Annotated in this window: 13 protein-coding genes; 4 read left to right on the top strand and 9 right to left on the bottom strand. The window is 72.3% G+C overall.

From position 1 onward, the window contains the following. Positions 1-96: 96 nt before the first annotated feature. Together B351_RS0100260 and B351_RS0100255 are read right to left on the bottom strand one after the other, a co-directional pair. Positions 97-1812 (bottom strand): M28 family metallopeptidase, encoded by a 1716-nt coding sequence (locus tag B351_RS0100260; RefSeq protein WP_019397051.1) that lies wholly within the window; start codon positions 1810-1812, stop codon positions 97-99. A 73-nt stretch (positions 1813-1885) separates the two neighbouring features. After that, positions 1886-2551 carry a hypothetical protein gene (locus tag B351_RS0100255; RefSeq protein WP_019397050.1) on the bottom strand — a complete coding sequence of 222 codons (666 nt, stop codon included), beginning with the start codon at positions 2549-2551 and terminating at the stop codon, positions 1886-1888. 30 nt (positions 2552-2581) lie between these two features. Between B351_RS0100255 and B351_RS0100250 the strand changes: the two genes are divergently transcribed. Further along, a complete protein-coding gene (locus B351_RS0100250; RefSeq protein ID WP_407059569.1) occupies positions 2582-3928 on the top strand; it encodes a murein hydrolase activator EnvC family protein in 1347 nt (448 codons plus the stop codon). Positions 3929-4002: 74 nt separating this feature from the next. Then, on the top strand, positions 4003-5400 hold the full coding sequence (locus tag B351_RS0100245; protein WP_083852362.1) for a S41 family peptidase: 1398 nt from the start codon (positions 4003-4005) through the stop codon (positions 5398-5400). Positions 5401-5422: 22 nt separating this feature from the next. Here the strand turns inward: B351_RS0100245 and B351_RS0100240 are convergent, their stop codons facing one another. Next, positions 5423-5746: a DUF1820 family protein gene (locus B351_RS0100240; protein ID WP_019397047.1), complete on the bottom strand. Its 324-nt coding sequence runs from the start codon at positions 5744-5746 to the stop codon at positions 5423-5425. A gap of 79 nt (positions 5747-5825) precedes the next feature. Then, the gene (locus B351_RS0100235) at positions 5826-6530 is read right to left on the bottom strand and encodes a rhomboid family intramembrane serine protease (RefSeq protein ID WP_019397046.1); all 705 of its coding nucleotides are present in this window, start codon (positions 6528-6530) and stop codon (positions 5826-5828) included. A 218-nt stretch (positions 6531-6748) separates the two neighbouring features. Between B351_RS0100235 and B351_RS0100230 the strand changes: the two genes are divergently transcribed. After that, the gene (locus B351_RS0100230; RefSeq protein WP_019397045.1) at positions 6749-8197 is read left to right on the top strand and encodes an outer membrane protein transport protein; all 1449 of its coding nucleotides are present in this window, start codon (positions 6749-6751) and stop codon (positions 8195-8197) included. Between the two features lie 73 nt (positions 8198-8270). Here the strand turns inward: B351_RS0100230 and B351_RS0100225 are convergent, their stop codons facing one another. From B351_RS0100225 to ttcA, 4 genes are all read right to left on the bottom strand, one after another. Further along, a complete protein-coding gene (locus tag B351_RS0100225; RefSeq protein ID WP_019397044.1) occupies positions 8271-9323 on the bottom strand; it encodes an SMP-30/gluconolactonase/LRE family protein in 1053 nt (350 codons plus the stop codon). Between the two features lie 76 nt (positions 9324-9399). Next, a complete protein-coding gene (locus B351_RS0100220; RefSeq protein WP_019397043.1) occupies positions 9400-10185 on the bottom strand; it encodes a M48 family metallopeptidase in 786 nt (261 codons plus the stop codon). A 52-nt stretch (positions 10186-10237) separates the two neighbouring features. Next, entirely contained in the window at positions 10238-11143 is a 906-nt protein-coding gene (locus tag B351_RS0100215; RefSeq protein ID WP_019397042.1) for a recombination-associated protein RdgC, read from the bottom strand. 83 nt (positions 11144-11226) lie between these two features. Further along, positions 11227-12147 carry a tRNA 2-thiocytidine(32) synthetase TtcA gene (ttcA, locus tag B351_RS0100210; RefSeq protein ID WP_019397041.1) on the bottom strand — a complete coding sequence of 307 codons (921 nt, stop codon included), beginning with the start codon at positions 12145-12147 and terminating at the stop codon, positions 11227-11229. A gap of 52 nt (positions 12148-12199) precedes the next feature. Between ttcA and B351_RS0100205 the strand changes: the two genes are divergently transcribed. Continuing rightward, positions 12200-12403, top strand: coding sequence for a YdcH family protein (locus B351_RS0100205; RefSeq protein ID WP_019397040.1), 204 nt, complete (start codon positions 12200-12202; stop codon positions 12401-12403). 16 nt (positions 12404-12419) lie between these two features. Here B351_RS0100205 and B351_RS15915 read toward each other — a convergent pair. Next, positions 12420-13839, bottom strand: a 1420-nt coding sequence (locus B351_RS15915) for a tetratricopeptide repeat protein (protein ID WP_039730510.1), incomplete at its 5' end; no start/stop codon positions are given.

The following is a 13839-nucleotide window of genomic DNA, read 5'->3' as shown; positions in this document are numbered from 1 at the left end:
AATCCCGAATCCCGAATCCCGAATCCCGAATCCCGAATCCCGAAAAAAAGGCCGGCCGCCTGCGCGACCGGCCTTTGTCCTGTACGCGCGAGCGGATCAGCGCGAGGCCATCGGCGGGCGGGCCTGCATCATGCGGTCGCGGGTGGCCTTGAACGGGTTGCCCTCGTACCAGTTGGGCCAGCGGTCCCCGGCGGCCAGTTCGCGGCCCACGCCGTACAGCGCCTCCAGGTCCTCGACCACGCCGTCCAGGTTCCAGGACGGATCGAACTCGTCCGAGGGCTGGTGGTAGTTGCGCGCATAGGCCTCGGCCGCCTTCTTGCCCGCGGCCTTGCCACCCTCGCGCAGGTCGCCGCCACCCTTGGCGTACAGCGCCGGGACGCCGGCCTTGGCGAAGTTGAAGTGGTCGGAGCGGAAATAGAAGCCGCCCTGGACCGCGGCCTCGCCTTCCAGGCGGCGGCCCTGCATCGCCGCGATCGGCTTGAGGATGTCCTCCAGCTCCGAGCTGCCGATGCCGGTGACCACGAAGTCGCGCGAGCGCCCGGCCACGGACATCGCGTCCAGGTTGATCACGCCGGCGATCTTCTCCAGCGGGAAGGTCGGATGGGCGACGTAGTACTTGGAGCCCAGCAGGCCGGATTCCTCAAGGGTCACCGCCAGGAACACCACCGAGCGCTCCGGGCGCGGCTCCTGCTGGGCGAAGGCCTCGGCGATCTCGAGGATGCCGGCCACGCCGGTGGCGTTGTCCACCGCGCCGTTGTAGATGGTGTCGCCCTCGCCCTCGTGCTTGCCGAGGTGGTCCCAGTGGGCCATGTACAGCACCGCCTCGTCGGCGCGGCTGGCACCCGGCAGCACGCCGACCACGTTGCGCGAGGTCTTGCGGGTGGTGCTGCTGTTGAGATCCACCGACAGGCGCGCCTTCAGCGGCACCGGCTTGAAGCCGGGTCGGCTGGCGGCGCGGTATGCTTCGTCCAGGTCCAGGCCGGCGCTGGCGAACAACTGGCGGGCGACGTCGGCGGTGATCCAGCCCTGCACCGGCAGGCGCGGATCCGGATCGTCGCTGGAGGGCAGGTCGTACTGCGGGCCGGACCAGGAATTCTTCACCACGTCCCAGCCGTAGCTGGCGCCGGCGGTGTCGTGCACGATCAGGGCGGCGGCCGCGCCCTTGCGCGCGGCTTCCTCGAACTTGTAGGTCCAGCGGCCGTAGTAGGTCATCTTGCGGCCGTCGAACAGCTTCTCGTCGTTGACGTGGAAGCCCGGGTCGTTGACGAACATCACCACGGTCTTGCCGGTCCAGTCCTGGCCGGCGTAGTCGTTCCAGTCGCGCTCCGGCGCGTCCACGCCGTAGCCGACGAACACCATCTCGCTGTCGCGCACCGAGACCTGCGGCTCCCCGGTGCGGGTGCCGACCACCATGTCGGTGCCGAAGGCCAGGTCCATCGCGCCCCCGGAGGTCGTGATCGCCAGGCGGGTGGACGGATCGGCCGTGGTTTCCACCATCGGCACTTCCTGGAAGAAGCTGTCGCCGTTGCCCGGCTGCAGCCCGATGCGCTGCATCTGCGCGCGGATGTACTCGACCGTGCGCTCCTCGCCGGCCGAGCCCGGGCCGCGGCCCTCGAACTCGTCGGAGGCCAGGGTGCGGACCAGCTCGGCGAAGTCGGCGCCGGTAATCGCCGGCTCGAACGCGTGGTCCGAGGCGGGCGCGGGAACGGGAGCGACGGCGTCGGGCTTGGCGGCCGCGTCGTCGTCCTGCCTGCCGCAACCGGCCAGCAGGAGCGCGCCAACGGCGACGCCGATCAGGGGCTTGCGGAACATCGGAACTCCTCGCGGACAGCGGAAGCCCGATTCTAGGGCAAGCGTGCCGGGGTTGCCGGCACGCCGCGCGCGCTCAGTCCTCCGGCGCGGTGTCGGTGTCGAACACCACCGGGTCGGCGCCGGTGACCGGACCGGTGCGGGCACTGCGGTGCACGTACAGGCGCACCTCGCGCTCGAACTTCAGCGGGCCCTGGACCACCGCGCGCGGGCCGATCACCACCCGCGGCTTGCGCTTGGGCGCGGACTGGAACCAGCCGCTGCTGCGCTTGATGCTGAGGCTGCCGGACACCATCGAGCCGATGCCGACGGTGACGTCGCCGTTGACCGTCTCGATGTCGCCGCGCAGCTGGGTCTCGACCAGCCCGATGGCGCCGTTGACGGTCTCGATGTCGCCGGCCACGGTGCTGCCGCGGTCGACGAACACGCTGCCGTTGACGGTCTCGATGCCGCCGGAGGCTTGCACGTTGCGGCCGACGCGGATCGCGCCGTTGACCGTGTCCAGGCTGCCGACGCGGGCGTTGGCGCCGACCTTGATGCTGCCGTTGACGGTGCTGGCGTCGCCGGTCTGGGCGCCGTCGCCGATGCTGATGCTGCCGTTGACGGTGTCCAGCTCACCGTAGACGGTGCCGGCGGCGACCTCGATGCTGCCGTTGACCTTGCTGATGTCCTCGGCCGCCCAGGCCGCGGGCATGGCCAGCAGCAGGCAGAGGGCGATGGCGGGGAAGCGGGACTGGGCCATGGCGGGCCTCCTTTCACGTCTGTACGCGCCATGGGACCACGCTTGGCTACAATCCGCACCTGTCTGAAGTCACTGGATCTTCCAGGCGTGCCCCATCCGCGCGAGCGTCGCCAAGCCCCCGGGCCAGGACCCCAACGCAGCCGCGGTGCATGGCGCTGCCTGCCCATGGCCGCGGCGCTGGCGCTGGCCTGCGCCGGCCTGCTGCAGGCGCAGGAGCGGCGCGACCCGGGCTCGGCCGAGCGCGAACTGCGCAAGGTGCGCGCCGAGCTGCAGGAAATCGCGCGCGAGCGGCGCCGGCTGGAAGGCCAGCGTGGAGACGCCGCCACCCGCCTGCGCCGGGCCGAGGAACAGCTGGGCCGCACCGCGCGCGAACTGGCCGAGACCGAGGCCGCGCTGCAGCGCGAAACCGAGGCCCTGGCCGACCTGGAGCGGCGCCGCGACCAGCTGCGGGCCGGGCAGGAGCAGGGCCGCCGGCGCCTGGCCGAACTGCTGCGCGCGTCCTATGCGCTGGGCGGGCAGGCGCCACTGAAGCTGCTGCTGTCGCAGGATCGCGCCGCCGATGCGCAGCGGGCGCTGGCCTACCACCGCTATGCCCAGCGCGAGCACGCGCGCCAGGTGCAGGCGCTGTCGGCCTCGCTGGCGGAACTGGCCACGGTGGAGGAAGGCATCGCCCAGCGCCGTGCCGAGCTGGAGGCGCTGCGCGCCAGCCAGCAGGAAACCCTGGCCGCGCTGCGCCGCGACCGCGGCCAGCGCGCTGCGCTGCTGGCCGAGCTGGACAGCCGCTACCAGGACCGCCAGGCGCGCGAGAAAGCCCTGGGCCAGGATGCCAAGGCGCTGGAGCAGCTGCTGAAGAACCTGCGCGCGGCCGCGGCGCGGGCGGCGGCGGAAAAGCGCGCCGCCGAGCAGCGTGCGCGCGAGCAGGCACGGCAGTCGGCGCAGCGCGGCGAGGCGGCCAAGCCGCGCGGCCCGGTCGCGGCCGCCGCGCCGCCGCCCAAGGTGGGCGGCCTGGGCTGGCCGGCCAGCGGCGACCTGCTGGCGCGCTTCGGCGGCAAGCTGCCGGACGGACGCACCAGCAACGGCGTGCTGATCGGCGCCGCCGCCGGCGCGCCGGTGACCGCGGTGGCCGACGGCACCGTGGTGTTCTCCGAGTGGATGACCGGCTACGGCCTGATCCTGATCATCGACCACGGCAATGGCTACATGAGCCTGTACGCGCACAACGACACCCTGCTGCGCGACGTGGGCGCGCGCGTGCGCAAGGGCGAGCAGGTGGCGCGGGTCGGCAGTTCCGGCGGCCATGGCCGGCCGGCGCTGTACTTCGAACTGCGCCGCGACGGCAAGCCGGTGGACCCGTCGGCCTGGCTGCAGCGCCGCTGAGGGTTCAAGCGGCATTTACAGCGCGCTGCAGCATAATCGGGCTGCGCGCACCGTCCGCGCGCGTGGAGTCGTCGATGCGTCCAGCCCCCGCCGTCCTGTCCCTGTTGCTGCTGCTTGCCGCCTCGCCCGCCGTCCCGGCCCAGGAGGCGGCCGAGCCGGCGCCGCCGACGCAACCGCAGGACGCGCCCGCGCCCGCGGATCCGGCGCAGGACGCCGACGCCCCGGTGCCGGCGGCCGACGATCCGGACGCGGCCGACCCCAGCGGCTCGAGGATCCCGCTGGCGGAGATCCAGCGCTACGTCGCGGTGTACCGCGCGATCAAGGAGGCCTACGTCGACCCGGTCGACGACCGCTTCCTGATGCAGTCGGCGATCGAGGGCCTGCTGATGGACCTGGACCCGCACAGCGCCTACCTGGACAAGGCCGAGTCCGATTCCTTCGACGAGCAGACCACCGGCGCCTACGAGGGCATCGGCGTGGAGCTGCAGCAGCAGCAGGACCGCACGCTGAAGGTGGTGGCGCCGATCGACGGCACCCCCGCCGCGCGCGCGGGCGTGCTGGCCGGCGACGTGATCGTGGCCATCGACGGCAAGCCGATCGCCCAGGTCGAGGGCAGCGAACCGCTGCGCGGCCCGGCCGGCAGCAAGGTCACCATCACCATCCTGCGCGAGGGCCGCGAGCGGCCGTTCGACATCGAGATCCAGCGCGAGACCATCCGCGTCACCAGCGTGCGCAGCCGCATGCTGGAGCCCGGCTACGGCTACGTGCGCCTGAGCACCTTCCAGGCCGATACCGGCGCCGATTTCCGCAAGCACCTGGACGAACTGCAGGCCAAGGCCGGTGGCAGGCTGCGCGGCCTGGTGCTGGACCTGCGCAGCAATCCCGGCGGCCTGCTGACCGCGGCGGTGCAGGTGGCCGACGAGCTGCTCGACAGCGGCGCCATCGTCAGCACCCGCGGCCGGGTGCCGGCCAGCGACACCCGCTTCGACGCCACCGCCGGCGACCGCCTCGGCGGCGCGCCGGTGGTGGTGCTGGTGGACGCCGGTTCGGCCAGCGCCGCCGAGGTCCTGGCCGGCGCGCTGCGCGACAACGGCCGCGCCCGCGTGGTCGGCAGCCGCACCTTCGGCAAGGGCTCGGTGCAGACCCTGCTGCCGCTGGGCAACGGCGATTCGGTCAAGCTGACCACCGCGCGCTACTACACCCCCAGCGGGCGCTCGATCCAGGCCAGCGGCATCGTCCCGGACGTGGAACTGCAGCCGGACCCGAAGCTCACCGGCAGCGACGCGCCGGCGACCGTGGCCGGCACCGTCAGCGAGGCGGCGCTGCCGGGCCACCTGCGCGGCGACGAGGAAGAGGACGAGGGCTACCGCGCCGGCTCGCCGCTGCCCGGCGACGCGCCGATTGCCGCGGCACTGGCGGAACTGAAGAGGCTGGCGGCCACCGCGGCCGTGCCGGGCCCGCGGCGCGACTGAGCGCCGCCGGCCGCGCGCGGCTTCAGCGGTTGGGCTTGGCCGGCAGCGGGAACGGGGTCACCACCTTCTCGCCGGTGGCCGCGTCGCGGATCGCCGACTGGCCCTTCCGCTCCACTTCCTCGACCCGGACGATGCTCTGCATCGGCAGGTGCAGGACCTTGGTGTTGCCGAACTCGTCGCGCAGGCGCTCCTCGGTCGGGTCCACGACCAGGCCCTCGTGCACGTCGAACACCAGCTCGCCCACCTCGGTGAAGCCCCACAGGGCGCTGCTGCCCACGTGGCGGGCATAGAGCTCGTAGACCTTTCCGTGGTTGAGGAAGGTGATCTTGTAGAGCGGCTTGGCCATTGGACTGGATCGATCGTCGAGGGTGGTCCGGGACGGGCTGCAGGATGGGGACGGCCGCGGCGTTTCCAAGGCCCGCCGCTCAATAGCCCTTCTGCCGGCGCATGCGCCGGGCGATGCCGGCGCGCACCACCAGGGCGAACAGCACCCCGAACAGGAAGCCGGCCACGTGCGCGGCCCAGGCCACCGCGCCGAAGGCCGGGCCGATGTAGGCGAACACCACCTGCAGCGCGGCCCAGATGCCGATCAGCAGGAACGCCGGGGCGCGCACGAATTCCAGGAACAGGCCCAGTGGCAGCACCACGCCCAGGCGCGCGCCGGGGAACAGCGCCAGGTAGGCGCCGATCACCGCCGAGACCGCGCCGCTGGCGCCGATCACCGCGCGGTGCGGATCGTCGATCACCACCACCGCGGCCAGGTTGGCGATCGCGCCGCCAGCCAGGAACAGCGCCAGGAAGCGCCAAGGCCCCATCGCGCGCTCGGCCGGCAGGCCGAAGATCAGCAGGAACACCAGGTTGCCCAGCAGGTGGGCCCAGTCCGCGTGCAGGAACAGCGCGGTGAACAGGCGCAATACGCTGCCGTCCTGCAGCGCCGCGATCCATGCGCCCCAGGATGGATCGCCGCTGCCCAGGCCCCGCCCCAGCGCGCCCCAGGCCAGCCACAGGCTGCGCCGCGCCTCGTCCGGACGCCCCAGCATCCACAGGAACGCCAGCCACAGCGCAGCGAACAACAGCGGCGCCGCCCAGCGCGGCGGAGGTTTGCGGCGGGAGGGGAGCGAAACGAACATGCGCGCAACTATCGCCCATCAGCGGCCAGCGTGTCCGCTGCAGTGCGGCATGTTTTGCGGCAGTGCAGCGTTATTTTCGGGTTAAAGGCGTGCTTATATTCCAGTACGGCGTCGTATGTCGGGAGGGGGTATCCGACGATGGCGGGCCCGGGAGGGGCTTCGCCACCGGCGCTGGCGACAACAACAACAGACCAACGTCTTTCCGGAGAAAGCGCAACATGCATTACGCCCACAGCTACACCCGCCTTTCCGTGCTGGCCCTCGGCATCGCCGGCGCGCTGGCCTGCGGCCACGCCCACGCCGCTGCGTTCCAGCTGAAGGAGAACAGCGCCAAGGGCCTGGGTCGCGCCTTCGCCGGCTCGACCAGCGCCTGGGGCGACGCTTCGGTGGTCGCCACCAACCCGGCCTCGATGCGCCTGATCGGCGGCCGCCAGTTCCAGGCCGACCTGGCCGCGATCAGCTTCTCGGCCGACTTCCAGAAGGAAGAGGCCCGCCACGCCGGCGCCGGCGGCATCGGCACCGGCGGCAACGTGTCCGGCGGCAACGGCGGCGACGCCGGCATGATCGCCCCGGTCCCGGCGGCCTATTTCCACGTGCCGTTCGGCGAGAACGAGAACATGCACTTCGGCGTCTCGCTGCAGGTGCCGTTCGGCTTCAAGACCGAGTACGACTCCGACTGGGTCGGCCGCTACCACGGCATCAAGACCGACCTGAAGGCGATCGACCTGGGCGCCTCGTTCTCGTACGACGTCAACCCGTACGTGTCCTTCGGCGCCAGCGTGTTCGTCGAGCACCTGACCATCGAGCTGAGCAGCGCGATCGACTTCGGCACCGCGATCAGCGTCCAGGCCCAGCAGCAGGCCGCCGCGCTGGCCCTGGCCAACGGCGCCACCCCGGCCCAGGCCGCCGCCGCCGCGCAGGACATCGCCCTGCAGCTGGGTGGCCAGGGCGTGGCCCCGGGCCTGGCCGACGGCCGCATGACCATCTCCGGCGACAACAACGCCATCGGCTACGTGCTGGGCACCACGCTCAGCCCGAGCGAGAACACCAACATCGCCTTCAGCTACCGCTCCAAGGTCAAGCACAAGATCACCGGCGGCGATGCCGAGTTCCTGCGTCCGTCCAACCCGGTCGCCAACGGCCTGCTGCCGACCGACCAGTACGTCAACACCTCCGGCCGCGCCACCGTGACCCTGCCGGCCTCGGCCAGCGTCAGCATCACCCACAAGGCCAACGAGCAGTGGACGGTGATGGCCGACATCAGCCGCACCGCCTGGGCCCCGGCGTTCGACCGCGTGACCGTGGACTTCGCCTCGGCGCAGGAGGACGCGCAGCTGGAGTTCGGCTACGACGACACCACCTTCGTGTCCCTGGGCGCCGAGTACCGCCTGTCCCCGACCGTCACCCTGCGTGGCGGCGTGGCCTACGACGAGACCCCGACCACCGACGCCCACCGCGACGTGCGCGTGCCGGACGTGACCCGCAAGTGGCTGTCGTTCGGCATCGGCTGGACCCCGTCGGAGAAGGTGGAATACAACTTCGGCTACACCCACCTGTTCACCACCGACCCGTCGATCAGCCTGGTCTCGCCGACCGGCAGCACCCTCAAGGGCAAGTACGACGTCGGCGGCGACATCCTGGCCGCCTCGATCAACTACAAGTTCTGATCCAGGCATCACGGCGCAACAAGAAGCCCCCGCATCCGCGGGGGCTTTTCTTTTGTGCCGATGCCGCGGCGGCTCAGTAGGGCAGGCCGGCCACGTCCAGCTCGAGCGACCACACCGTGCCGGCGCCGGTGATGTACAGGGTGCGGCGCTGCGGGCCGCCGAAGGCGGCATTGGTGACGTTGGCGTCGACCTTGATCGTGGCCAGGTCCTCGCCCGCCGGCGACAGCACGCGCACGCGCCGGCGCTCGTGCTCGGTCAGGTAGATGTTGCCCAGGCAGTCGATCGCCAGGCCGTCGGGCACGTGGGTGCGGGCCAGGTCGCGGCCCGGCCCCGGCTGCCCGGCCGCGTCCAGCGGGTAGGCGCGCAGCACGCCCTGCTCCCCGCCGCCGGCCACGTACAGGGTGCGGCCGTCCGGCGCCAGGGCGATGCCGTTGGGGTTGGCGATGCTGTCGTCCACCACCGACACCCGGCCGTCGCTGCCCACCCGGTACACGCGGGTCTTCGGCTGCCCGCCGGGCGCGGCCGCGCGCTGGAAGTCCGGGTCGGTGAACCAGATCGTGCCGTCGCTGCCGATCACCAGGTCGTTGGGCGAGTTGAACGGCTGGCCCTCGAACTCGCCGACGATGCGCATGCGCGAGCCGTCGGCCGGGTCGTAGCGCGACAGTTCCTTGCGGTCGTGGGTGGCGGCCACGATCGCGCCGTCGCTGCCCAGGGCCAGGCCATTGCTGCCGCTGTCCTCGATGACGGTCTGCATGCTGCCATCGGCGCCCAGGCGGCGGATGCGCGAGGGGAAGCCCTCGCTGAAGCGGAAGTCGGAGAAATACAGCGCCTCGCCGTTCCAGACCGGGCCTTCGTACAGGCCGTTGGCGCCATCGCCGTTGGCGGCAGGAATGCGCTGCGCCACCAGTTCGCCGGAGGGCGCGGTGCCGGGCTCGCCGCTGCAGTACGGGTTGTGCGTGGCGGCGGTGGCCGGCGCATCCGCATCGGCATCCACGGCCGGGGCCTGCGCATCCGCGGCGGTGGACGGGGCCGGATCGGCGGGCGTGGCCTCCTCGCCGCGTTGGCAGGCGCCCAGCAGCAGCGCCAGCACGGCGGCGGAAAGGATGGTACGGGTCGGCTGGATCATGGCGGCTCCGGGGTGGACGTCCGCTGCATCCTAGCCGGCCGCGGGCGGGCCCGGGATCGGCGGCGTATGGAGGCGCTCAGCCGAGCAGGCCGCGCAGGCGCGCCTTCAGCCGGCGGCCCTCGCGGTGGAAGTACTCGCGTTCGGCGCGCCAGGCGGGGAAGCGCCGTTCCACCTCGCGCCAGAACGCGGGCGAGTGGTTGGCCTGGATGAGGTGGCACAGCTCATGGACCAGCACGTACTCGAACGCCGAGGGACGCCCCAGTACCAGCGCCAGGTCCAGGGCGATGCTGCCGTCCGGGGCCAGCGAGCCCCACAGCGAGGACAGGACCTTCAGCCGGATCGCGCGCGGTGCGCGCGGCAGCCCGGGCAGGTAGGCCGGCAGCCAGCGGCCGATGTCGGCGCGCGCCTCGGCCTCGTAGAACGCGCGCAGGGCGCGGGCCAGCGACGCCGCCGACGGCGCACGCGGCGGCAGCTGCACGTGGACGCCATCCTCGCGGCGTTCGATGCGCAAGTAGCGGCCCTCGCCCCACAGCAGCGGCACGTCCTGCCCGCGCAGCGGCAGGGTGGTGCTGGTCCACGGTTGCAGCGGCGCGCAGCCCTCCGCCGGCTGGTGCCGCTCCAGCTGCGACTGCAGCCAGTGCCGGTGCTCGTGCAGGAAGCGCTCGCCGGACACCAGGCTGGCGCGCAGCGGCAGGGTCAGGCGCGGGCCGCGTTCGTCGATGCTCAGCTTCAGCCGGCGCGCGCGCGGATCGCGCACGCGCTGCACGGTGATGCTGCGGCCGTCCTCCAGCGCCAGCTCGACCGTGTCGCGTTCCACGCGTTGCGGGACGCGGGCGACCAGATGGCGGGACAGGGCAGGCATGGGCCGATTCTACGCCGGTGGCCGCGGTTGCCCGCGGCCGCCGGGCAGCCGCTCAGGCCTCTGCCTTGGAGATCTTCAGCGCCGATTCCAGTACCAGGAACAGGCGCCGCGCCTCGCCGGCCATCAGCGCGAAGCGCGCGTCCAGCTCGGCGCGCAGGTCGTCGCGCTCGGTGCTTTCCAGCTGGTCGACCGCGCCTTCCAGGAACTTCAGCTTGCGCACGATCAGGTCCTCGCCGAGCACGAAGGACAGGTGGTCGTCGAGGTTGAGCGCCAGCTTGGTCACCTGCTTGCCGGCCTCCAGGTGCTTGGCGATCTCGTCGCTGATCAGCTCCTGGTTCTGCGCCTTGACCACCGCGCCGCCGTCCATCGCGTCCTTCAGCTCGCATTCCTCGCCCAGGCTGAGCCCTTCCGGCAGCGGCTCGCCGGCGATCCAGCCGGTGAGCACGCTGCGCGGGGCCACTTCCGCATTGGGCGGGATCGCCGGGAAGCTGCCCAGGGCGCGGCGGATCTCCGAGGCCACCGTCTCGGCGGTCTTGCGCGAGGAGCTGTCCACGGCGAGGAAGCCGTGCTCCAGGTCCAGCAGGGCGTCGGTGCGCGAGGACTTCACGAAGGCGCGCGGCAGCAGCTCGTGCAGGAGGTCGTCCTTGAGCCGCTTGCGCGCCTTGCCGCCGAGCTTGCGGCCCTCCTTCTCCTCGATCTCGGCCACCTTCTGCGCCAGCAGGTCGTTGACCACCGAGCCGGGCAGGATCTTGTTCTCGCTGCCCACCGCCAGCCAGATCGCGTTGCCCACGCGGTGCGACAGCGCCTCCTCGCCGCGGCCGAAGGGCGGGATGAAGCCGGTGGAGTTCAGTTCCAGCGGACCGACCGGGCGCAGCGCGGCTTCCGGCAGCAGTTCGTCGAGCTGGGAGAAATCGTGGGACGTGGGGAAGCGGAAGAAGGTCAGGTTGCGGAAGAACATGCGGTTGCTCGGTGCGTGACGGCGGCGCGGGCGCGCGCCGTGCAGGAGATCAGGAGGCGGTCGCAAGCACTGCGACCGCGAGGTCAGGTTGCCGCGGACGGCGGCTCGGCTGCGGCCTCGCCGTGCGGCTCGCCGGCCAGCCAGGCGTGGGCGTCGGCGCGGGCCGCGCCCTCGCGGTGGCCCAGGGAGGCGAAGTCGAACAGCTTCGGGTCGGCCAGCTGCGAGGGACGGATGTCGGCCATGGCGCGGGCGATCTGCTCGATCCGGCCCGGGTGCTCCTTCTCCCACTGTTTGAGCATCAGCCCGACCTGGCGGCGCTGCAGGTTCTCCTGGCTGCCGCACAGGTTGCAGGGAATGATCGGGAACTGGCGCGCGGCCGCGTACTGCACGATGTCCTCCTCGCGCACGTAGGCCAGCGGCCGGATCACCACGTGGCGGCCGTCGTCGGACAGCAGCTTGGGTGGCATGCCCGAGATCTTGGCGTGGTGGAACAGGTTCATGAAGAACGTGGCCACCATGTCGTCGCGGTGGTGGCCCAGCGCGATCTTGGTGAAGCCGTGCTCGGCCGCGTAGGAGTACAGCGCGCCGCGGCGCAGGCGCGAGCACAGCGAGCACATGGTCTTGCCCTCGGGCACCACGCGCGTGACCACCGAGTAGGTGTCCTGCTCGATGATGTGGAACGGCACGCCGATCGAGCGCAGGTATTCGGGCAGCACGTGCTCGGGGAAACCCGGCTGCTTCTGGTCCAGGTTCACCGCCACCAGCTCGAACCGCACCGGCGCCTTCTTCTGCAGCTGCAGCAGGATGTCCAGCAGGGTGTAGCTGTCCTTGCCGCCGGACAGGCAGACCATCACCTTGTCGCCGTCCTCGATCATGGCGTAGTCGGCGATCGCCTGGCCGACCTGGCGGCGCAGGCGCTTGGCCAGCTTGGCCTGTTCGCGCTGGACCGCGCGCGGGTCGGTGCGGCGCGGGGCCGGTTCGGGCAGGGGCAGGACGGCGTTCATAGGACCGCCATTCTACCTTCGGGCGCCCGCCTGCCCGCGCTATGCTTGGGCGGTGGACACGACCAGCCCGTCCGAACTGGCCCTGAAACTGGCGGAACTGCGCCAGCAGCACCGCGCGCTGGACGAACGCATCGCGCAGCTGGCGGCCAACGCCGGCGACGAGCTGGAGGCCAAGCGGCTGAAGAAGCGCAAGCTGCAGCTGAAGGACTGCATCGCCCGGCTGGAAAGCATGCTGATCCCGGACGAGCCGGCCTGAGAGCGCGGCGGCGGGCTCAGGGCGCGGCCGCGAACGCGGCGCGGGTCGCCTCCAGGTGCTGCAGGCGCGGGTCGCCGGGCGCGTAGTAGCGGGCGAGGCTGTCGCGGCAGGCGGCGGCGCCTTCCATGGCCAGGGCCGCGTCGCCGCGGCGCCGCGCCCATTCGCTGCGCAGGCAGCGCGCCTCGCCGCGCAGCGGGTGCGGGTCGGGCAGTTCCTGCGCCAGTTCCTCCTCGAACAGGTCCAGCAGTTCGCCGGCGCGCTCCAGTTCGTCCAGGGCCAGGGCCACCCGGCTCCAGCGCAGCGTGCGCCAGGCACTGCTGCGCGCGCGTGCCTGCGCCGGGTCGTTGCGGCGCGGCACCGCGGCCAGCGCGGCGCGTGCCTGTTCGGTGCGCCCGGCCATGGCGTCGGCCCAGGCCAGGCTGGCGGCGATCCGCTGCTGCTGCGCGTGCTCCGGCGGCAGCCGATCCTGCCAGGCCTGGCGGATCCGCTGCAGGATCGCGCTGGCCTCGTCCCACTGCCCGCGCAGCAGCCGGATCTCGGCGCGCCAGGCGTCCGGCATCTGGGTCTCGATCTGCTCCTCGCCCTGGGTGCGGGCGAACACCTCGTGCGCGCGCTGCAGCAGGGCGTCGGCGCGCTCGTACTCGCCGGTTTCCACCAGCACGCTGCCCAGCGAGTTGTAGGCCCAGCCCAGCCAGGAGCTGTCCTCGCCCATGGCCTTGGCCACCTGCAGCAGCTGCCCGAAGTGTTCGCGCGCGGCCACATAGTCGCCCAGTGTGCGCGCCGACAGGCCCAGCGCCCAGTGCAGCTCGCCGCGCAGGCGCGGGTCGGTGCCGAGGGCGTCCTGCTCCAGCAGCGGCTGCAGCAGCTGCCGGCTTTCCTGGTGGCGGCCCTGCTCGCTGCGCAGCTGGCCGAGCTTGAGCGTGGCCAGGTGGCGCGCGCCGGGGCCGGCGCGGCGCGCGTGCTCCAGCGCACTGGCGCAGGCTTCCTCGGCCTGGGCCAGGTGGCCGCCGATGCGGTGCACGTCGCACAGGGTGGTCTCGACCTGGACCAGGCCGGCGGGGTCGCCGGCGCCGCTGGCCAGGGCGTAGGTGCGCGCCTTCTCCAGGTGGGTGATGGCGCGGTCGTGGGCGTCCTGGGCGAAATAGATGTTGCCGAGCATGCCGTGCACCGCCGCCGCCGCCAGCGGGTCGCCGTGCAGGCGTGCGTCCACCCGCGCGGCGGCGCGGTCCACCGCGGCGCGGATGCCGCCGCCGGCGGCCCCGCTGCTGCGGCTGTCGTAGGGATCGGCCTGGCCGAGGATGTCGCCGGTCACGAAGGCGAGCATCGCCTCGCGTTGGGCGGTGGCGGTCTCGGCCTGCTGCCGGCGCTGTTCGGTCTTCAGGTACATCGCCCCGGTGGCCAGCAGGGCCACACCGAGGACTGCGGTCAGGCCGGCG

Origin of the sequence: Pseudoxanthomonas sp. GW2 (assembly GCF_000283075.1) — a bacterium.
Taxonomy (GTDB): Bacteria; Pseudomonadota; Gammaproteobacteria; order Xanthomonadales; family Xanthomonadaceae; genus Pseudoxanthomonas.
Note: the sequence above shows the minus strand (reverse complement) of the source record. Positions and strands in the feature narration are given on the sequence as shown.